General features: G+C 57.5%; 24 protein-coding genes. 20 read left to right on the top strand and 4 right to left on the bottom strand.

Annotated features, from left to right (window positions below):
- Positions 1–240: 240 nt before the first annotated feature.
- The 14 genes from parM (at position 241) to A3GO_RS0111115 (ending at position 11,949) form a co-directional block, all read left to right on the top strand.
- Complete coding sequence (gene parM, locus A3GO_RS0111180) at positions 241–1,263, top strand: ParM/StbA family protein (protein ID WP_051302204.1); 1,023 nt, start codon at positions 241–243, stop codon at positions 1,261–1,263.
- Positions 1,264–1,480: 217 nt separating this feature from the next.
- Positions 1,481–1,885 (top strand): STY4534 family ICE replication protein, encoded by a 405-nt coding sequence (locus A3GO_RS0111175; RefSeq protein WP_029133474.1) that lies wholly within the window; start codon positions 1,481–1,483, stop codon positions 1,883–1,885.
- 104 nt (positions 1,886–1,989) lie between these two features.
- Positions 1,990–2,505, top strand: a complete 516-nt coding sequence (locus A3GO_RS0111170; protein WP_029133473.1) for a JAB domain-containing protein — start codon at positions 1,990–1,992, stop codon at positions 2,503–2,505.
- A 98-nt stretch (positions 2,506–2,603) separates the two neighbouring features.
- Positions 2,604–3,032, top strand: coding sequence for a DUF6573 family protein (locus A3GO_RS0111165; protein ID WP_029133472.1), 429 nt, complete (start codon positions 2,604–2,606; stop codon positions 3,030–3,032).
- Positions 3,033–3,161: 129 nt separating this feature from the next.
- Complete coding sequence (locus A3GO_RS23610) at positions 3,162–3,818, top strand: hypothetical protein (protein WP_037375211.1); 657 nt, start codon at positions 3,162–3,164, stop codon at positions 3,816–3,818.
- 820 nt (positions 3,819–4,638) lie between these two features.
- Positions 4,639–5,634: a phage integrase N-terminal domain-containing protein gene (locus A3GO_RS0111155; RefSeq protein WP_335340036.1), complete on the top strand. Its 996-nt coding sequence runs from the start codon at positions 4,639–4,641 to the stop codon at positions 5,632–5,634.
- Between the two features lie 31 nt (positions 5,635–5,665).
- Entirely contained in the window at positions 5,666–6,247 is a 582-nt protein-coding gene (pilL2, locus tag A3GO_RS25360) for a PFGI-1 class ICE element type IV pilus protein PilL2 (protein ID WP_245621725.1), read from the top strand.
- The gene (locus A3GO_RS0111145) at positions 6,237–6,995 is read left to right on the top strand and encodes a hypothetical protein (protein WP_029133470.1); all 759 of its coding nucleotides are present in this window, start codon (positions 6,237–6,239) and stop codon (positions 6,993–6,995) included. Before pilL2 ends, A3GO_RS0111145 begins: the two co-directional genes overlap by 11 nt.
- 5 nt (positions 6,996–7,000) lie before the next feature.
- Positions 7,001–7,270: a hypothetical protein gene (locus A3GO_RS0111140; RefSeq protein WP_029133469.1), complete on the top strand. Its 270-nt coding sequence runs from the start codon at positions 7,001–7,003 to the stop codon at positions 7,268–7,270.
- Positions 7,263–8,039, top strand: coding sequence for a TIGR03759 family integrating conjugative element protein (locus tag A3GO_RS0111135; RefSeq protein WP_051302199.1), 777 nt, complete (start codon positions 7,263–7,265; stop codon positions 8,037–8,039). Before A3GO_RS0111140 ends, A3GO_RS0111135 begins: the two co-directional genes overlap by 8 nt.
- A 3-nt stretch (positions 8,040–8,042) precedes the next feature.
- Entirely contained in the window at positions 8,043–8,591 is a 549-nt protein-coding gene (locus tag A3GO_RS23600; protein WP_245621724.1) for a lytic transglycosylase domain-containing protein, read from the top strand.
- Between the two features lie 43 nt (positions 8,592–8,634).
- Entirely contained in the window at positions 8,635–9,126 is a 492-nt protein-coding gene (locus A3GO_RS0111125) for an integrating conjugative element protein (protein WP_245621723.1), read from the top strand.
- Positions 9,123–11,222 (top strand): type IV conjugative transfer system coupling protein TraD, encoded by a 2,100-nt coding sequence (gene traD / locus A3GO_RS0111120; protein WP_211245091.1) that lies wholly within the window; start codon positions 9,123–9,125, stop codon positions 11,220–11,222. The genes A3GO_RS0111125 and traD overlap by 4 nt, the downstream gene beginning before the upstream one ends.
- Entirely contained in the window at positions 11,215–11,949 is a 735-nt protein-coding gene (locus A3GO_RS0111115; protein WP_029133465.1) for a TIGR03747 family integrating conjugative element membrane protein, read from the top strand. The genes traD and A3GO_RS0111115 overlap by 8 nt, the downstream gene beginning before the upstream one ends.
- Positions 11,950–11,989: 40 nt before the next feature.
- On the opposite strand, the gene merR is transcribed toward A3GO_RS0111115, so the two are convergent.
- The 4 genes from merR to merC all read right to left on the bottom strand — a co-directional run bounded on the left by merR (position 11,990) and on the right by merC (position 15,036).
- A complete protein-coding gene (gene merR / locus A3GO_RS0111110; protein WP_245621722.1) occupies positions 11,990–12,385 on the bottom strand; it encodes an Hg(II)-responsive transcriptional regulator in 396 nt (131 codons plus the stop codon).
- A gap of 139 nt (positions 12,386–12,524) precedes the next feature.
- Positions 12,525–14,162, bottom strand: coding sequence for a mercury(II) reductase (gene merA, locus A3GO_RS0111105; protein WP_029133463.1), 1,638 nt, complete (start codon positions 14,160–14,162; stop codon positions 12,525–12,527).
- Between the two features lie 9 nt (positions 14,163–14,171).
- The gene (locus A3GO_RS0111100; protein WP_029133462.1) at positions 14,172–14,621 is read right to left on the bottom strand and encodes a MerC family mercury resistance protein; all 450 of its coding nucleotides are present in this window, start codon (positions 14,619–14,621) and stop codon (positions 14,172–14,174) included.
- Entirely contained in the window at positions 14,614–15,036 is a 423-nt protein-coding gene (gene merC / locus A3GO_RS0111095) for an organomercurial transporter MerC (RefSeq protein WP_029133461.1), read from the bottom strand. The genes A3GO_RS0111100 and merC overlap by 8 nt, the downstream gene beginning before the upstream one ends.
- A 193-nt stretch (positions 15,037–15,229) precedes the next feature.
- On the opposite strand from merC, the gene A3GO_RS0111090 reads away from it, so the two are divergent.
- The 6 genes from A3GO_RS0111090 to A3GO_RS0111065 all read left to right on the top strand — a co-directional run bounded on the left by A3GO_RS0111090 (position 15,230) and on the right by A3GO_RS0111065 (position 18,027).
- Positions 15,230–15,532, top strand: a complete 303-nt coding sequence (locus A3GO_RS0111090; protein WP_051302195.1) for an integrative conjugative element protein, RAQPRD family — start codon at positions 15,230–15,232, stop codon at positions 15,530–15,532.
- A gap of 9 nt (positions 15,533–15,541) precedes the next feature.
- Positions 15,542–15,772 (top strand): TIGR03758 family integrating conjugative element protein, encoded by a 231-nt coding sequence (locus tag A3GO_RS0111085; protein ID WP_029133459.1) that lies wholly within the window; start codon positions 15,542–15,544, stop codon positions 15,770–15,772.
- Between the two features lie 85 nt (positions 15,773–15,857).
- On the top strand, positions 15,858–16,208 hold the full coding sequence (locus A3GO_RS0111080; protein WP_029133458.1) for a TIGR03745 family integrating conjugative element membrane protein: 351 nt from the start codon (positions 15,858–15,860) through the stop codon (positions 16,206–16,208).
- A 3-nt stretch (positions 16,209–16,211) separates the two neighbouring features.
- Positions 16,212–16,592, top strand: coding sequence for a TIGR03750 family conjugal transfer protein (locus tag A3GO_RS0111075; RefSeq protein WP_029133457.1), 381 nt, complete (start codon positions 16,212–16,214; stop codon positions 16,590–16,592).
- Positions 16,564–17,217: a PFL_4703 family integrating conjugative element protein gene (locus tag A3GO_RS0111070; RefSeq protein ID WP_029133456.1), complete on the top strand. Its 654-nt coding sequence runs from the start codon at positions 16,564–16,566 to the stop codon at positions 17,215–17,217. The genes A3GO_RS0111075 and A3GO_RS0111070 overlap by 29 nt, the downstream gene beginning before the upstream one ends.
- A gap of 12 nt (positions 17,218–17,229) precedes the next feature.
- Positions 17,230–18,027 carry a TIGR03749 family integrating conjugative element protein gene (locus tag A3GO_RS0111065; protein WP_245621721.1) on the top strand — a complete coding sequence of 266 codons (798 nt, stop codon included), beginning with the start codon at positions 17,230–17,232 and terminating at the stop codon, positions 18,025–18,027.
- The last annotated feature ends 3 nt before the right edge of the window (positions 18,028–18,030 follow it).

Here is an 18,030-nt window from a genome sequence, read left to right as displayed (position 1 = left end):
TACATCTGACGATACGAGACGCGATTCGACCATGGCATTCACCAACTCGATGTCCCGGTCGTCGCATCGAACTGCCGGGCTTCCCGAATCTGTGCCTGCTGTTGTGTCCGCTGAGCCAATATCGGCCACGGAGGGTACTAAACCCTTTGCGGCCCTCGGTAAGGTGATGGGCGCAAGGTGATGGGCTAGGGCAGGCAACCAACAAACATACTCGATAACGAATCAGAGGATTAAAAATATATGGCTGACGCAAGCTCAATAAATCCCATCCCGGTTGGCCTCGACGATGGCTATGCATTCACCAAGATCGCACTTCCGGATGGCCGGTTACTCGCGATTCCTTCACGTGCTCGCGTGGGCCAAGCCGGTGTGACCTGGATCCATGAGGCCGAACAACGAATCTCTGAGTACGAGACAGAGGATACCGTGTATTCGGTTGGTGCCCTGGACGGTGCGCCCACGCACTTTGAGGGTTACCCGTGGTCTGGTCTGAACCGAGCAGTTGTTCAACATGCATTGCAGCAGGCCGGACTTGCCGGAAAGAGTGTACATGCTGTCTCCGGTTTGCCTGTTAGCACCTTCTACCGCAAGAGCGGTGAGCATCGGCAGGAAACCATTGCCAGGAAGCACGATAGCCTCAAGCAGGCAGTTCGCCCACTTTCGGATGCGCTGCCGGCGGGCATCGCATTCCATGAGGTTATACCGGAGGCCCTGGCCGCCTGGTATGACTACGTGATCGTCGAACTGGAGGACGGCGTCACACTCGATGCGGATCGTGTCTCCGTGCCGGTTGCCATCGTCGACATCGGTGGACGCACGACAGACTACGTCGTGGTAAAGGACCAGGGCATATTGCATGCCTCTTCTGGTTCGCTGCAGTGTGGAATGTTGAACGTGAAACAGAGTGTGGCCGATGGAATCCAGGAACGCTTCGATCTGGAGTCACTGAGTGAGCAACTGGTATCCCAGGCGGTGGAGCACAAGACTGTTCGTCTTCAAGGAAAGGAGCACGATGTTGCCGCGTTGGTCGAGGCAGCCATGCGCGAGGCCGTGGAACGCATTCATGACGAGACCCGCCGGCAACTGGGGTTAGGCATCGAGTTGGATCGTGTGCTGTTCGTCGGTGGTGGGACCGTGGCACTGTCTAAACACATCGCCAACTGGTTCCCGCATCAAGCGATTGCTGAACATCCTGCGTTTGCCAATGCACGCGGCATGCTCAAGTACCTGCGCTATGTCTGTGAGGCCTCTGATGCGGCCTGATTGTGTCTGTTTTACTGGTTTTATCCGTCGTCACTGCGGTTCAGTGGCAATCGAGGCACCGTCGGGCCGTGCAATCGGTGCACAGCGACAGTTTTCTGTCGTCGGTCCTTTCTCAAGGGAGTGGAACCTGATTCCATTTCATTCACCCTGCCGGGCAAGCATCCCCGTCAGGGGCGCGCTTGTTCCGGGAGTTTTTAACCTCTAAGGAGCAAGTGCTATGTCAACCAACGAAACCAAGCAGTATTTCGATCTTCACACCACCGGCATCGGTTATCTCAATCGTGTCCGGGAGGTGACACCCAAGGAAGGAGAGCCCTTCCTGAGTATCACCATCGCTGCCCTTCGTGGCAGTGTCGATAACGCCCAGTACACGCATTTCGAGTGTCGCGTGTCCGGAAAGCAGGCGCAGGAAATCGTGCGTCAGCTCAAGCCGGCCGTCGAGGGCAATCTGAAGGTACTGATCGGCTTCACACTCAGTGATCTCTTTGCCGAGTCCTTCACCTTCAAGAACGGGGACAAGGCCGGCGAAACCGGTATCAGCCTGAAGGCACGGCTACTGCGCATTGCGTGGGCCAAGGTCGACGGGCAACCGTTCTACACCGCACAAGAAGACGCGGCGTAACTCAACGTTTGGCCGGGTAACACCACGTTACCCGGCCATTTTCTACCCATCGGGGGATCATTCCTCCGAGGGACTGGTCTCCCTTTTTCCTGAGGGGATCAGTCATGAAGAAAACGGATGCATCCGAAGAGGTGCTGGTAGAAGACCGGTTGTCCGGTTTGAGTCCAGCAGACTTGAACGATGTGGAAAAGCAATCAGTGATCGCACTAGCGATGAAGGTGTTGTCTATCAAACATCGAGCCGGCAGGATTTTGAGTAAACCGGACGAGACGCGGGATTTCCTGCGTCTGCGCCTGGCAGACTACCGTAACGAAGTCTTCGGTTGTCTGTTTCTTGATAACCGTCACCGGATCATCGCCGTGCGTGAGCTGTTCCAGGGCACCATCGATGGCGCTTCGGTTTACCCGCGGGTCGTGGTGCAGCAGGCCATGGAGGTGAATGCCGCCGCTATGGTCTTTTTTCACAATCATCCATCGGGTGTTGCTGAGCCCAGTCACGCGGATGAGTCGATCACTCGCCGTCTGAAAGAGGCACTTGCACTGGTTGATGTGCGGGTGCTGGACCACTTTGTGGTCTCAGCTGGCGAAAGTGTCTCTTTCGCAGAACGTGGGCTGCTTTGAAGTCCAACACTTTTCTACAAACCCTGCCGGGGAAGCATCTTCTTCTCCGGCAGGGGAGGAGGTGTGACCTGGCGTTTATCCATCACAGGAGAATACCCATGAGTAACATTTCCAATAAACAGTCCACTGAAGCGTTTTTCGGTGAAGTAATTTCAACCTATACCCGTGCACAGGCCATCGAGGACGGTGTACTGATCGATGCGGGTTCCATGGCCAGCGAGGCTGGTTTCAAATGGCCCGTTGCGCTGACATCTGTGGTCTGGGCCGATTGTGTGGCCTGGGCTGAGGATGACAGTGAGCAGCAGGTGCATCAGGATCTGTCGGGGAGGCTGTGGGACGTCCTGTATATGGCGTCTCATGCCATACGCACCAGCAAGGATTCGGGTGACCGGATGTTGTTCCAGCTGTATCGGGTAGCCCGTGACGGTCACTCGACCGAAGCGGAGCTGGTCACACTGAAGCTCATTGTCGGTCCAGGTGATGCCGGTGAACCGGTCATCACGATCCTGTTGCCGCATGAGGACTGAAGCGTAGTACGCATGCTGTTCAATCAACCGATCAAGTCAACGACTTGAGTTCTTCGCCATACCCACCGGGGAGACTGTCTCCCTGGTGGGTGATGGTCTCCCCCTGTTACCACTCAGAAGGAGATCATTATGAAATATGTTGTTCAATACACCTTGCCCTACGAGCACCGGGTCATGGTTGGCATTGAGGCCGACAATTCGGACGAAGCGGTCAGCAAAGCCGAGACCTTGTTCGAGCAAGGTGATATCTGGCAGGACACGGCAACGGTGCCGTTATTGCTCGATGACTACGATGAAACGGGCGACTGCCCATTGCTGTTTACGGTCGAACAGACGTTGCTCGATGATGAACCGTGGCCAGCGCCGGACGCAAGTGTGGTAACGCTTCGTCGCAGGGATGCAGCTTTCCAGGCGTCGAGCTTGCTGGTCGAGGCCTACAGGCATGGTGAGGCCCGAGGTGGCAGTATCGACTGGAGCGATCTGGATCAGGCCTATCAGGCCGCGCTTCGGGCAACCGGGGCGAGTTCGGATAGAGGCAGCCCCGGTCTGGCCTGTGCAAGGCTGGCTGTCGTTCTGGAGGGCGGCATTGTGCAGGCAGTGATTGCCGATCAGCCTGATGCCGCGCCGGGTGTTGCTGTCGTCGATTACGACACAGACGGCTATGAGCCCGACGAGCTGCGTCATATTACGCAATCGGATGGTAGCCAGTCGCTTGCGCTTGTTATCGAGCATCACGTCGAGTCAGCTGGTATCAATCTGGATGAAGTATTCCAGGAATCCGAGTAGTCATTCCCATCCCCACCAACGCCCCGCTTTCTGCGGGGCTCCTTTCTCCGCTCCATCACACCACGTAGACCGACCCGACGGACGTACGAGTGAGTCAAGATACTGGCTGACTACGTCCAGTACCAACACTTTATGGCTGTCCACTGAGTCCACATGCCTTGCCCGCCACGGCAACGCGAGCCTCTAACTCGCGTGCCAAGGGCGGGGCCGCGTTCAGCGGCGCCTGTGGGCCCCAGTGGTCAGGTACAGCCGGCCCGAGGGATTGCAACAACCGATTAAAAGCAGGTCCTGTGACAGGCGGATGCCTGGCGCATGGCGTGCCTGAACCGAAGGCGCCCTCGTCACTGGCAAGCGAAGCGGGGTAGTGACGAGGGCGGCATTCCCGGAAACGGCGCGGGTTTTCGGCAGGATTATTCAGTGCAGGGCCAGTGATGAAGGCTGATACTGCCGCCCTCGACCGATTTTAACCGTGGCTACTGCGGAAACAGTGGCAACAGAGCGCACCCGAACCCTTTGATGCGCTGCGGCGAAAGCCGTGGGTTCTTTCTCCAATCCGAGCCGACCACGGGATCGGTTCTTTCTCGCAGGCACCGGCCTGCATTGATTCGTCGAACCAAGACGTCCGCACCTAGCGGTACCGTCGATGTTCATTCTTCATTAACCGCGGAAGTGTTCCGCCTATCTGAAAGGAGGTGATGTGTAACCACACTTAAATCGCGCCAATAACGGCGCACGTTGGTCCACGCCAGACCATTCCCTCCGGGGAGAACCGGCGTTGCCTAGACCAGGCAGCTTTAGGTCGCAATGGGCGTAGTGTCCCATGACCGTACCGCGCGCCCTGAGCGTTGTTGAAAAACAACGCGAGGAAGTGCCCTTGGGGTATACGCGGGACCGAATGGCTATGGCCACCGGTTGGGTCAGAAACACTTACCGATATGCGAGAACACTTTTGAGAGACCTGAACTACCAACTCAAGCAGATTTGCCGTCGAAACCGGGACGGCAGTTTTACCACCCAGCGAGACCGGGAGCGGCTGCTGACGCAGATCGCCGACCAGCTCCATGAACTGGGTTACCGTCATATGAGCGCACAGTCGCTCAAGCCCAAGCACATCGAGGCTTTGGTCAAAAGCTGGCAAGAGAAAGAGCTGTCGGCCGGGGCGATGAAGAACCGGCTGGCAGTCATTCGCTGGTGGGCACAGAAGGTCAACCGCCAGAACGTCGTTGCTCGATCGAACGATTATTATGGTGTTCCGAACCGGCAGTTTGTGACCAACGAATCCAAGGCCCGTAGTGTCGGGGCGGAAGAACTTGGCAAGATTCGAGATGCCCGTGTCCGGATGAGCCTGGAACTACAACAGGCTTTTGGCTTGCGCCGCGAAGAGGCGATCAAGTTCATGCCGGACTACGCCAATCGCGGCGACCATATCGCCCTCAAGGAAAGCTGGACCAAGGGCGGCAAGGCGCGAACCATCCCGATACGGACTGAAGCCCAGCGCACAGTTCTCGACCGTGCGCGCCAGCTGGCCGGTAAAGGTTCTCTGATTCCCAGCGCAAAGAACTATCGACAGCAATTGCGATTGTACGAAGCCGAGACCGCCAGGGCAGGCTTATCCAGGATGCATGGTCTTCGTCATGCCTATGCACAGAATCGTTATGAGGAACTGACCGGATGGCGTTCACCCGCGGCGGGCGGTCCTGCAGTCAAAACGCTCACGCCGGAACAAAAACGGATTGACCAGCAAGCCCGCCTGACAATCAGTCTCGAGCTCGGGCACGAGAGACCACAGATTGTGGCGGTCTATTGCGGGACGTGAATACAGCCACAAAAACACTGCGCCGGTGAGAATGGATTATTCATTTTCAGTACCCGAGCGCAGCTTCATGATGCCGGCCAGGTTGTATCAAACCACTGAGGCTGAATCCATTATGAAACGATCACTCTTTAATCCTGCTCACCCTGGTGCAGTGACAGCGATATGTATCGCCGGCATTTGTACTGTCGCCAGCGTGAACCTTCATGCAAGCGATATCCAGACAGGCCGGTATTCGATGGTTTCCGCGGCTCCGACCCAGGCGCAGTCGGAACTGTTGGAAGCGACCGTTACCGTTCAGTTGCCAGCGCGGATCCAGACCATCGGAGAGGCAGTGCGGTATCTCCTGCAGCGCAGTGGATATCGGTTGGCTGCTACTGAATCCTCCGCACCGGAAACGCTCGCGTTATTTGCACTACCGTTGCCGGCTGTCCATCACCATCTTGGGCCGATGACCTTGCGCGAGGCGCTGGAGACACTCGCGGGACCGGCCTTCCATTTAGTCCAGGATCCTGTTCACCGACTGATCACCTTCGAGCAGTGTGCAGTTAAGCAGGTTGCTGCCCACGAGACCATGTACATGTCTAATGTGGAGGAATCGCAGGATGACGACTGAGCAGCAACCGGAGCAGATCAATCCGTCAGAAAAGGAGAGCAAGCAGGATAAGGCAGAGAGGCAGCCAAGGTCCCGGCGGCTGGCTTATAAGTCCGTACTGACCGCCGTTGTGGTCGGTATCGTCGTAATCAGTGCATTGTCGCTTTCCAAGATCCAGCGGCAAGAAGAACCGTTGGATGAACTCCAGATACAGGACTCCAATACGCCAACCCAGGAGGTGATCAAAACACCGGAACCGGAGATAGACCCGGCCGAGGGCAAAGTAGAACAGATCGATCAGAGGCTGACATCATTATCTGGCCGGATCGACCGCGGTTTCGAAGCGCAAGTGGCCCTGAGCGCGGATGTGAAGAAAAGCCTGGCTTCCGTGGCTGAAGGTGTTCTCGCGATCAAAGTGGCCGTTGCCGATCTTACGGAAAGTAACCATGCCCTTCGTCAACGTATTGAAGATTCCATTGCGCGGCTGAATACCCTCATCAAGGAGACTAGGAAGCACAAGGTCGCCCAGCATAAGTCGGCGGCCAGGTCGAAACCTGCACCCGCCAAAACTCCACCGTTTCAAGTCGATGCCATCGACGTTTGGGATGACATGACCTACGTGGCCATCTCCCAGGCAGGTCGTGTTGCATTCTTGAAGTTCGGGGCGAAGCAGTCGGGCTGGACAGTGTCACGCATCGACCGCCTCAAGGGCAGGGTCGAATTCAAAGGGCCGCATGGCCAGAACCATTCCGTTTCATTACAGAGGTAGAACCGATGGAAATCGTATTAGCTGTGTTGTTGCTCTTCGGCGGGTTTTCGCTGGGATCCGCGATAGCAGAGAAGAATGATGGCGCTGAACCATCCAGCAATAGTGCATCTCGTATCCAAACTACGGCAGATTCAGTTCTTGCTACACCGGGGATGCGTGGGTGTCTTCCTGACAAGTCTGGAATTTACCGGGATCTGACGGTCCCCTATATCGGCCATAGAGACCAGGCAGCACAGAAGACCGACATGTGTGAAGGGGAATGCATCGATGAATAGACGATGGAAGCCGGTTGTTTTTCTGGGTGCCCTTGTCGTATCGAATACCGTGATGGCGGTCGAGTTGTCACATACCCAGGTCGAGGATACCCGGCAGGATAGTTCTCAAAAATCCACGAACGTCTTATCAGCCACGGATCTGGCGCACGCTCGTCTGTGGGGTTTGTCGGAGACGGAGTGGCGCCGTTACAAACAGTTGATGCAGGGCATTCGTGGGAGCATCAGTCCGGCGACGATATCGCCCATCGAAGTGCTCGGTATTCATGCGCGGGATGACGCAGAGCGACAGCGGTATGCCGAAGTGTGGGCCCACGCCATGTATGAAGACGCCGGTCGTATCCTTGCGTTCCAGCACGCCTACGATGCTGCAACCAAGCGCCTGTATCCGAATGTGTCTTTGATCGACATCAGCCGGTTGCCGGGAAAGACCAAAGTGAAAAATGCCCTTCAGTCCGGAGATCGCCTGCTGTTCTTTACGCGCCCGGATTGTCCGGCCTGTGATCTGCTGCTGAATAAGCTGTTAAAGCGGATCGACGAAGTCAGCGGTATCGATATCTATCTCACCGATGTAGACAAGGGAGACGATCGCGCCGTCAGGGATTGGGCGTCCAATCACCAGATCGATCCGGACTGGGTACGCAGCCGGCGAATCACCCTCAATCATGATGGCGGAGCCCTCGACAAACTGACGCAGGGGCAAGGTGACGTCCCGTCCGTATTGCGCCGTCGAGGTGAGGACGTCACACGACTACTGATTTCGGAGCTCTAGCCCATGATGGCGTTGATACGAGTTTTCGGCTGGCCGATCGTATTTGCCGTCCTGACGCTTCCTTCCATAAGCAGGGCGAATGAATCCGTGCCAGCGGGTTATCGCATGATTGCCGCAGAGCACGGAATACCCCAGAGCGTTCTGTTCGCTGTGGCACTCACTGAAAGTGGTAAGCAAACGGGACAGGCCAGAGCCCTCCGGCCCTGGCCCTGGACACTGAACGTGGCCGGCCGGGGTTACTTCTTCGATTCCCGGCAAGCGGCCTGGCAGGCATTGACGGCGTATTTGAAGGAGGGGAAGCGTTCCATTGATATTGGCCTGATGCAGGTCAACTGGCGTTACCACCAGGATCGGCTCGGAACCCCATGGCAGGCGCTTGATCCGTATCACAACATACGCGTGGGCGCCGGGATTCTGCAGGATTGTTACACCACGCGGCAGGACTGGTGGGGCAGCGTTGGCTGTTATCACTCACCGAAGGATTCCCAACGTGCAGACCGGTACCGTCGCCGTGTTGTCTCCCACTGGCAGCGCATTGTAAAGGAGGGATGACACGATGGGTCGATTCAGTCTTTATTGTCGGAAGCTCATGGTCATGAGTTGCCTGCTGGTGCCTGTCACGGCCCGGGGTGATCTGACTGTGATATATGACAGCGGGCATACTCATTCCATAGCGCCGTTTCTTGATGTCTTCGAATCGAGAGAAGGCATGCCGAAGCAAAACCCAATCCAGATAAAACCATCACTCGGTGCAGCCGATCCTAAAGCCTGGTTGCCCATTCAATCACCCGACCTGACACCGGGGCCGGTTCTGGCTCGTGCGCATGACCGGCCGTTCACGCGGCCATTTTTCTTGATCGGGTCAGACAGCCGTTCCCGACAGTGGCTACAGACACACCGCGATCGGCTCAAGGAGATCGGTGCCGTCGGGATGCTGGTGCAGGCCGAGACGATGGATGATTTGCGAACGATTGCTAGATTGGCTGACGGCCTATCGATCCTACCAGCCTCGGGCAGCGACATCGCGAAGGCACTGAGCGTTTCGCATTATCCGGTGCTAATCTCGGCGCACGGCATCGAGCAGTGAGCGCGCATCCCATCGAGGCCCTGCTGCGACCCCCGGTTGAGCTGTGGTCGACGTTGGTTGCGTTCGCCACGGCAGCCATCGCCATTCTGGCCCCATGGGCACTGATGATGCCGCCGGGTGTGGCCTATGGCGCTGGCGCCGTACTGGGCCTGATCGGCGTGATCCGGGGCCGGCAGGCCTGGCGGGTGCTGCGCTACCAGGGCAACATGCGCCGACTGCCCGTATATAAGGTGCGTTCCCGCAAGATCCCGCTGAGTCGCCGCAAGCTCTTTCTGGGCCGGGGCTTTCGCTGGACCCAGAAACACACCCAGCGCCTGCGCGATACCATCCGGCCGGAGGTCCAGCGTTACGTCCAGCCGGGAACCCTGTATCAATGGGCGCGCCGGAAGGAGGTCGCCTGGGAATCGGTCTCGATTCTGAGTTTGCTGGCGCGGCTGTTCCGGGTGCGGGCCTGGTGGAATCCCCTGGCTCCGTTGCCGGCGGTCGGTGGTAAACCGGCCCTGCATGCCGTCGAGCCGGACGAACAGGACGTGTGGATGGATATCGGTGAGCGGGTGGGGCATACCCTGGTGTTGGGGACCACTCGCGTCGGTAAGACCAGGCTGGCCGAGATCCTCATCACCCAGGACATCCGTCGCGGGGATGTGGTGATCGTTTTTGATCCCAAGGGCGATGCCGGTTTGTTACGGCGTGTATATGCAGAGGCCAAACGGGCCGGACGGACTAAGGACTTCTATATGTTCCATCTGGGGTTTCCACAGGTTTCGGCTCGCTACAACGCCATCGGCAACTTCTCGCGAATCACCGAGGTTGCCACCCGCATCGCCAACCAGTTACCCAGTGAAGGAAATTCGGCGGCCTTTAAGGAGTTCGCCTGGCGATTCGTCAACATCATTGCTCGCGCACTCGTGGCACTAAACCGCCGTCCGGATTACCAGCAGGTCCGACGCTACATCAACGATATTGAACCTCTGTTCACGGAGTATGCCGAGGCGCATCTGGATAGACACGGCGCAGAGGATTGGAAGGAGCAGGTCGAGGAACTGTCGAGCAAGATCTCGGAACGTAACCTGCCGGCGGCCCTGCGGGGTCGCAGTAAAGAAGCTATCGCCCTGATGCGGCACCTGCAGGCACAGGACCTCTATGATCCTGTCCTCGATGGGCTGGTGTCTGCCTTCAAGTACGACAAGACCTATTTCGACAAGATCGTCAGTTCCGTAGGACCCCTGATGGAGAAGCTCACCACGGGCAATATCGCCGAACTTATCTCCCCGGATTATCTGGATAAGAACGATACGAGACCGATCTTCGAATGGATGGAAGTCATCCGACGCAAGGGGATCGTCTATGTCGGGCTGGATGCCCTGACTGATACCACAGTGGCCAGCGCAGTAGGCAATTCCATGTTCGCCGATCTGGTGTCGGTGGCCGGGCATATCTACAAGCATGGCGTAGACGGTGAGTCCATCGATACACCGCCCACCATTTCCATGCATGCCGATGAGTTCAATGAACTGATCGGTGACGAGTTCGTCCCATTGTTGAACAAGGCCGGTGGCGCCGGCTTTCAGGTCACGGCCTACACCCAGACCTGGTCGGATGTCGAAGCGCGCATCGGCAATCGTGCAAAAGCCAGTCAGGTAGCCGGTAACTTCAACACGATGATCATGCTAAGGGTGAAAGAGCTGGCCACGGCCGAGATGCTCACCGACCAGCTACCCAAGGTTGAGGTGTTCACCTTGATGAGTGTCTCGGGTGTCAACGATTCCTCGGATCCGGGTTCCGGGATCGATTTCAGCTCCCGTAACGAGGACCGAATCAGTGTTTCAGAAGTCCCGTTGCTCACACCGGCCGAGTTGATCACGCTGCCTAAAGGGCAGGCCTTTGCCCTCCTGGAGGGTGGCCAGCTCTGGAAGATTCGCATGCCGTTGCCCGCAACGGACTCGGATATGCCTGAAACGCTCACCGAAATCACCAATGAGATGGAGCGCACCTACATCACCAACGATCACTGGTACCGGGTGCAGGAGCCGTGGTGGGGAGCTGCGCCGGATGTCAGCGAACTCGAGTCAGAGCCGGAGGCCTCCGATGGCTGAGGCCGTGGCAGATCCTCGTCGCCGGGTAGTTCAGCAAGGGCTGTTCTCGAAGACCTTGTCGGCTGTCGCGAAGCTTATTCTGTGGCTGCTGTTCTCGCTGTTGTTCTCGATCATCATCGAGTGGGTCGGTATGATGTTCTGGTGGCCGGATGAAGGGACGGACCACAGTCGTACCATGCTGGTAACGGAGATCAGTTATCTCGACAATGATTTTCGACGCAGCGTTGTGACCTCCGATCCGGCACGATTCGCCAAACGGTTCGCCGATAATTCCTACCACTACCTTTTCGAGGTGACGCGGTTTGTGGATTTCATCCAATGGGTGTCACTGCCTCCACGGAAGTATGAGCAGGGCGTCAGGGCGACGCTGCATAAGGTTTATAAACCCATGTCAGAGTACGTACTGGCCATGATGCAGGTGACGCAGGTGTTTTCAGTGCGCCTGGCTATTTTGACACTGGCGATGCCGATCTTCTTGCTGTTTAGCCTGGTCGCGCTCGTCGATGGATTGGTGCAGCGCGATCTGCGGAGATGGGGTGGGGGACGGGAGAGTTCCTTTGTCTACCACTATGCGAAGAAGGCGGCTTTGCCCCTTGTCGTGTTGACCTGGGTCACCTATCTCGCCTTGCCGTTCAGTCTGCATCCGACCTTTGTCATCTTGCCGTTTGCAACGTTGTTTGCGCTGACGGTGGCGGTCACGGCGAGTACGTTCAAGAAATATCTTTGAAAATTCACAACTCGAGACGATTTCTTATTCCCGGCAGTTGTTAGCGCCCATTGGACCTGGTCAAGGTTTGGATGATGGCGCAGTGACCCCGGCCATCGGCATTTCGTCGACAGGCCTTGACCAGTCTGGTCAGTTCACTTTGCATGGCAGTCAGGTCTTCAATCCGCCGGTGTATGCCTTCGAGCTTGTGTTCCGCAATCGTCCGCGCTTCTTCACAATTCCCGTCATTCAGGGACAAGAGGTCCGTAATCTCGTTGAGGGTAAATCCCAGATCCTGGGCGCGTTTGATGAACTGGATGCGATCGATAATGGAAGCCGGGTAGCGCCGGTAACCCTGCGGTGGCTTGTCCGGTTCGTCGACAAGTCCGATCCGCTGATAGTAACGAATGGTCTCGACGTTGACACCCGCCGCCTTGGCCAGGATGCCAATGGTCATACTTTCAGTCATAACATGGTTGGTCGCTTTCATTTTCGGTGTTCGTCCCCACAGGTTGCTCGTGCGTACGCGTTGCAAAAGTTACCGCAACCATATACCTAAACGACGGTAAAATGGAGGCAGTGACCAAGAACGCACATCAGCCTGCGCAACAGGACAGTTGCTCGACATTTTTGCTGAATGTCTGGGCACAGAGCTTCAGTCCTTCGACCATGGTCAGATAAGGAAACAGCTGGCCGGCCAAGTCGTCGACAGTCATGCGATTACGGATCGCCAGCACCGCGGTCTGTATCATCTCGCCGGCCTCGGGCGCCAGAATCTGGACGCCGAGCAGGTGGCCTCTGTCCTTTTCTGCTACCAGTTTGATGAAACCGCGTGTGTCGAAGTTGGCCAGCGCGCGCGGTACGTTCTCCAGATCCAGAGTGCGTGACTCGGTGTCGATACCCTGATCATTCGCCTGCTGTTCGGTCAGGCCCACGGTCGCCACAGCCGGTTCGGTGAATACCACGGCGGGCATAGCGGACAGGTCCAGCGCTGCATCACCGCCCGTCATGTTGATGGCGGCGCGTGTACCGGCCGCTGCCGCGACATACACATACTGCGGCTGGTTGGTGCAGTCACCGGCCGCATAGATATGTTCGACCGATGTGCGCATGTGATCATCGATGAGAATGGCGCCGTCACGTCTCGTTTCGACCCCTGCCTTGCCAAGATCGAGTCGGTCGGAGTTTGGACGGCGGCCGGTGGCGACCAGCAACCGATCACTCCGTGTCTCCCCCACGGCTGACGGCAGGATGAATTCATTGCCATCGTATGCCACCGACTCGGGTAACGTGTGCAACAATACTCGTGCGCCTTCCTCTTCGAAAATCTTGACCAGAGCTTCACCAATTGCAGGGTCTTCTTTCGACAGAAAGACACTGCGCGCCATAATGGTCACCTTCGATCCCAGGCGCAGAAAGGCCTGGGCCAGTTCCAGCGCGACGACCGAGGCACCAATGACCACCAGGTGTTCGGGTATCTGATCAGCGATCAAGGCCTCGGTGGATGTCCAGTAGGGCGTTTCTTTCAGTCCTGGAATCTCCGGTATGGCGGGCCGGGCACCGGTGGCGACGAGGATGCGATCCGCCGTCACGGTTTTTTCTGAACCGTCAGCCTGCGTAACGATCAGCGTGTGTGTATCCTGGAAACGAGCCCAGCCACGGATCAAGTTGATGTCGGGGTTGGTCTCCAGAATGTTTTCGTATTTCGCATGACGTAAATCTACGACTCGGGCCTGCTGCTGTCTGACCAGCGCGGCACGGTCGATGGGCGGCCGGTTCAACGCGATTCCATCGAATGAATGATGAGATTGAAGATGGGCGATGTGCGCACCACGAATCATGATCTTGGACGGTACGCAGCCAACATTCACACAGGTGCCACCGATCACATCCGCCTCTTCGATGATGGTCACTTGCGCACCTTCCTCGGCAGCCTTGATGGCCGCGGCAAAGGCGCCAGAGCCGGTGCCGATGATGGCAACCGTCAGCTTGTCTTCTCCCATCCCCCTCGCAGGTTCATGTTTATCGGTTTGCAGAGTCGCGCCATAGCCTTTTGACTCTACTGCTCTGAGAAGCAGGGCTGTGTCGATATCGTTCGTCGATTCAATTTGTGCTTCACCTTGCGAATAGGACACGGACGCGGAAACCCCGGGCAGCGTGTTGAGCGCGTCCTGGGCGCTTTTGGCGCAGTGCTCGCAGGTCATACCGGTGATATTCAATGTGACGAACGCCATTGTTGTCCCCTATTTACAATTACATGCATTGTTCTGTGGATTGGTCCGACAGGCCTTGCGCGGCCACGCATTCCACCCGGATGCTCCGATGAGCAGTACGACACCGATATACAAGGCGACTTCAGATTCGAACTGGAACTTGCCGATCACCAGTACGGTCGAGCCGATGACGCCAAGCAGCAGTGGCCCATAGGTGCGCTTCTTGTAAGCTTCCAATGCCAGGGTCGTCAGTGCGATCGCGAGAAAGACCACGGTAACCGGAATGAGCCAAGGGCTGTAGTCGATGAAACCCAGCCCCAGCGAACTCAACAGACCCGCGTAGGCCGGCCAGCAGGCCGGGCAGGTGACGGCCGGCAGCAGTGCCGCGCCGATCCCCGGTACCAGAGCCGAGAAACCCAGTAGCTTCGAGCCATGGCTGTGTGTCGCGGTGCGCTGGAAGGCGGTATTCGAGTCAGTCATGTTGCGCTTCCCCCTGGGGGATCTCACAACTCGCGCAGACCTTGCGCGGCGGCGAGACGATGTCCCAGATAGCAACCGCCAGCATCACCACCAAACCGGCATAGAACAGGTAGGTGCTCCAGTTGTCGGTCCAGAACAGGTAGAGCGTGGCGAGCACCATCGAGGGGCCGGCGATACCCGCCAGCAGGCGATACCAGATGCGATGGGAAACGAAGGACAAGAGATTGGCGGCCAGCGCGATACCCGCAAACACGGGTAGCAGGGTGTTGATAAAGAGCCCCTCGTACGGGGAGAGAAAGCCGAGGCCGATCGAGGCCCCCAGGGCGGCGAGCGCAGGAAAGCAGGACGCGCAGCCCATGGCCGCGACAATGGCACCGATCGCGCCGCTGGTATCAAAAAGACTGGTCAATCGCATGGGCTGTGACTCCACAAACCTGGGGACATTTTGAGTGTAAACGCCGTACTTAGGTACGGAGTCAAGTGTTTAATGGTATTTTTTGCTTTATTCAAAGTTGGAAAACCCCGCACCTTTCTGAATTGATTTTCCATATCTAGTCCTCCCCGAATCCCCCACCATGCGCGTCATGCGCAACAAGGGGAGGACATCCATGCAAATTACCAAACCGCTGGTCTCAGGGCTGTTGGCGGCTGTATTGCCGATTCAGTTTGCCTTTGCTGACGCAGACGGTGAGCGGGCAGCACTCGCCCGGATCATCCACGAACTACATGCCATTGAACCACTGATGACTGAAGCGGCTTCGCAAGCCAATTCGGATGCCCGTGTTCGTTTCCAGTATGAGTGGCTGCGCCAGGATCTTGATCGGATTCGACTCGGGATCCAGGAGCACATCGATGCACCACGTTCGGAGCCCCGAACTTTCCCGCCCCTGCGCGGCGATTACCGTCGGTGATGTCAGGTCATGACGGCAGCACAGAACACGGCATTTCAGGCGGGCTCCGGTTTTACACCGGCCACGTTGCTGACCGGCATCGCATCGGTCGTGCTGGTGCTGGCGTTCGTCTGGGTTATTTGGGTTTCGCTAGGCACCTTCCGTGCCTGGCAGAACGGGCAGGTCGTTTTGTTCGATGTGGTCTGGGCGACGTTGCGCGCCAGCATTGTGCTCATGGTGTTGGGTTTTTATCTGCGGTAGCGGCCGTTGGCCATTGCTGCAGGGATTCGGGGAGTTCCCCGGTATTTATAACAGGGGGCAACCCCGTTACCTCGGAGAGAAAGTAATGATGAAGAAAGCAGTAAAAAAGGTGGTAACCGCAGCTGGGTTGTTTGCAGTTACGGCAAGCCAGTCGGTTTTGGCGGCGTTGCCGACCCCGGTCGCCCCCAGTACCGCGCCTGCGGCCGGTGACTGGATTGCGCTCATTTCCGGTTACATCAAGGATGGCGGTCTGGTTCTGGGCTTGGCGATTGCCGTGCTCGGTTTCCTGTGGATCGCCTATCTCGGTTTCGCCAAGTTTAACGAGGCTCGCCAGGGCAAGGCCGAATGGGCCGAAGTGGGTGTGCTCGGTATTGTCGGTGCGATTGTGCTGATCTTTGCCAGCTACCTGCTCACCGAAGCTGCAGGCGTCATTTAACCGATGTCGGATCGTGACGATATTCTGGCCGACCGGCTCAATGTGGAGCCGGCGATCTTCAAGGGCTGCTCGTCGTCCGAACTGGGCATCATCGTGGGTGTGGCCGCGCTCATCTGGTTACCCGTTAGCCTCCTCCTGGCGGGTTTGTTGGGCGCGGTCACCATGGGGTTCGGCATGGCCGGTGTCGGTGTCGTGGGAACAGTCATCGTTATGGCGGGACTGTTCCAGCGGCTGAAACGTGGCCGACCGGATGGCTATTACCAGCAACAGATTGCCATCTGGTTGTCGGACCATGGTTTGCGCAGCTCGCCGTTCATTCGGCGCAGTGGCGCCTGGGATATTGGGAGAACACGGTATGCGACGTTACCGCACCGAGATCGATAACGTTCGCGCCCACCTGCGCTCACTATGGGTGGTGATCGGCCTTCAGTTCGTCGTGATTCTGGTTCTCTGGTTTGGCTGGAGTCAGGCGCCGAAGCAGTTGACGGTGCATGTCCCTCCAGATCTTCGCTCCGGGGCGACGCTTTCGGTCGACGAAGTGCCGGCGGCCAATGTGTATGCCTTTGCCTTTTACATCTTCCAGCAGCTTAATCGCTGGCCCGACGATGGAGCCAAGGACTATGGCAAGGCCATCTTCCGCATCTCTCCGTATGTGACGCCGCGATACCGGACGGAACTCATGGCCGATCTGGAACAGAAAGGCCGCAAGGGTGAGTTGGCCTACCGGGTGCGAGGTGTGCATGAGATTGCCGGACATGGCTACGAGGAACGTCGAGTCGATGTGCTCGCGCCCGGCGTTTGGGTGGTCTGGCTGGACCTCGATCTGTTCGAGTCAGTGAAAGGCATGACTGTGAAGAAAACCGCCATTCGCTATCCCTTGCGGGTGGTCAGTCTCGCGGTCGATCCGGAAGCCAATCCCTGGGGGCTGGCGCTGGACGGCTTTGCGAGTGACGGGCCACGCCGGCTGGAAGAATCGGAACTCGGTGTAGATGCCGGGCAAGAACAGTAGCAGGAGCAACCCATGCGACAAGAAACATCGAACTATTCAGTAATGGCTACCTTGCTGGTCGTGACACTGCTTCTGATGCAGTCGCTCGCGCATGCCGAGACGGAAGCGCTGGAGCGGATCGAGTGGAAGAAAGCGCCGATCCGATTGGAACTCGTGGTTGGTCAGGAGCAGCGGATTGAATTTCCCGCCACAGTAAAAGTGGGTGTGCCGGCCTCGGTTCAGGGTGTGCTGCGTACGCAGAGTGTCAATGGGATGGTCTACTTGTTGGCGCACACGTCCTTCGGTTCCAACCGACTCATGGTACGTGAACTCGATAGTGGACGTATCTACCTGCTTGATGTCACAGCCACTGAAGAGGGTGGGCCGGGCCATCCGATTCAAATCTATGGGACGGATGAACAAGGCAGTGAAAATAGTCAGGCAACTGGCGGACATGAGCCGGAACAGGAGCGGCCTGATTTTATTCAGCTGACCCGCTTCGCTGCCCAGCAGATCTATGCCCCGGCTCGCCTGGTCAAAGACCAACCCGGTATTGTTCGGGTTCCGGTCAGTCGTGACCCCGTCGATCTGTACCATGGTGGTGCCGTTGAAGGGGTCCCGCTGGTGGCATGGCGCGCCAAGGGTCTCTATGTCACGGCGGTCAAGTTCACCAACCGTACCGAACAGGCGCTAACACTGGACCCACGCAACTTGCGCGGCACCTGGCTGACGGCAACCTTTCAGCACCACCGTCTGTTTCCCAAAGGCGATGAGGCTGATACCACCGCTGTCTATCTGATCTCCGCCCGGCCGTTCAGCGTTTCGCACTAGGGC

Origin of the sequence: Sedimenticola selenatireducens DSM 17993 (assembly GCF_000428045.1) — a bacterium.
In the GTDB taxonomy this organism is placed as follows: Bacteria; Pseudomonadota; Gammaproteobacteria; order Chromatiales; family Chromatiaceae; genus Sedimenticola; species Sedimenticola selenatireducens.
The sequence above is the reverse complement of the archived record's forward strand: the minus strand, read 5'-3'. Positions and strand labels throughout refer to the sequence as shown.

Bases quoted from the DNA above. Each gene is read 5' to 3' on its own strand.
- parM (WP_051302204.1), top strand. From the start codon at position 241: ATGGCTGACGCAAGCTCAATAAATCCCATCCCGGTTGGCCTCGACGAT.
- A3GO_RS0111175 (WP_029133474.1), top strand. From the start codon at position 1,481: ATGTCAACCAACGAAACCAAGCAGTATTTCGATCTTCACACCACCGGC.
- A3GO_RS0111170 (WP_029133473.1), top strand. From the start codon at position 1,990: ATGAAGAAAACGGATGCATCCGAAGAGGTGCTGGTAGAAGACCGGTTG.
- A3GO_RS0111165 (WP_029133472.1), top strand. From the start codon at position 2,604: ATGAGTAACATTTCCAATAAACAGTCCACTGAAGCGTTTTTCGGTGAA.
- A3GO_RS23610 (WP_037375211.1), top strand. From the start codon at position 3,162: ATGAAATATGTTGTTCAATACACCTTGCCCTACGAGCACCGGGTCATG.
- A3GO_RS0111155 (WP_335340036.1), top strand. From the start codon at position 4,639: ATGACCGTACCGCGCGCCCTGAGCGTTGTTGAAAAACAACGCGAGGAA.
- pilL2 (WP_245621725.1), top strand. From the start codon at position 5,666: ATGGATTATTCATTTTCAGTACCCGAGCGCAGCTTCATGATGCCGGCC.
- A3GO_RS0111145 (WP_029133470.1), top strand. From the start codon at position 6,237: ATGACGACTGAGCAGCAACCGGAGCAGATCAATCCGTCAGAAAAGGAG.
- A3GO_RS0111140 (WP_029133469.1), top strand. From the start codon at position 7,001: ATGGAAATCGTATTAGCTGTGTTGTTGCTCTTCGGCGGGTTTTCGCTG.
- A3GO_RS0111135 (WP_051302199.1), top strand. From the start codon at position 7,263: ATGAATAGACGATGGAAGCCGGTTGTTTTTCTGGGTGCCCTTGTCGTA.
- A3GO_RS23600 (WP_245621724.1), top strand. From the start codon at position 8,043: ATGATGGCGTTGATACGAGTTTTCGGCTGGCCGATCGTATTTGCCGTC.
- A3GO_RS0111125 (WP_245621723.1), top strand. From the start codon at position 8,635: ATGAGTTGCCTGCTGGTGCCTGTCACGGCCCGGGGTGATCTGACTGTG.
- A3GO_RS0111115 (WP_029133465.1), top strand. From the start codon at position 11,215: ATGGCTGAGGCCGTGGCAGATCCTCGTCGCCGGGTAGTTCAGCAAGGG.
- merR (WP_245621722.1), bottom strand. From the start codon at position 12,385: ATGACCATTGGCATCCTGGCCAAGGCGGCGGGTGTCAACGTCGAGACC.
- merA (WP_029133463.1), bottom strand. From the start codon at position 14,162: ATGGCGTTCGTCACATTGAATATCACCGGTATGACCTGCGAGCACTGC.
- A3GO_RS0111100 (WP_029133462.1), bottom strand. From the start codon at position 14,621: ATGACTGACTCGAATACCGCCTTCCAGCGCACCGCGACACACAGCCAT.
- merC (WP_029133461.1), bottom strand. From the start codon at position 15,036: ATGCGATTGACCAGTCTTTTTGATACCAGCGGCGCGATCGGTGCCATT.
- A3GO_RS0111090 (WP_051302195.1), top strand. From the start codon at position 15,230: ATGCAAATTACCAAACCGCTGGTCTCAGGGCTGTTGGCGGCTGTATTG.
- A3GO_RS0111085 (WP_029133459.1), top strand. From the start codon at position 15,542: ATGACGGCAGCACAGAACACGGCATTTCAGGCGGGCTCCGGTTTTACA.
- A3GO_RS0111080 (WP_029133458.1), top strand. From the start codon at position 15,858: ATGATGAAGAAAGCAGTAAAAAAGGTGGTAACCGCAGCTGGGTTGTTT.
- A3GO_RS0111075 (WP_029133457.1), top strand. From the start codon at position 16,212: ATGTCGGATCGTGACGATATTCTGGCCGACCGGCTCAATGTGGAGCCG.
- A3GO_RS0111070 (WP_029133456.1), top strand. From the start codon at position 16,564: ATGCGACGTTACCGCACCGAGATCGATAACGTTCGCGCCCACCTGCGC.
- A3GO_RS0111065 (WP_245621721.1), top strand. From the start codon at position 17,230: ATGCGACAAGAAACATCGAACTATTCAGTAATGGCTACCTTGCTGGTC.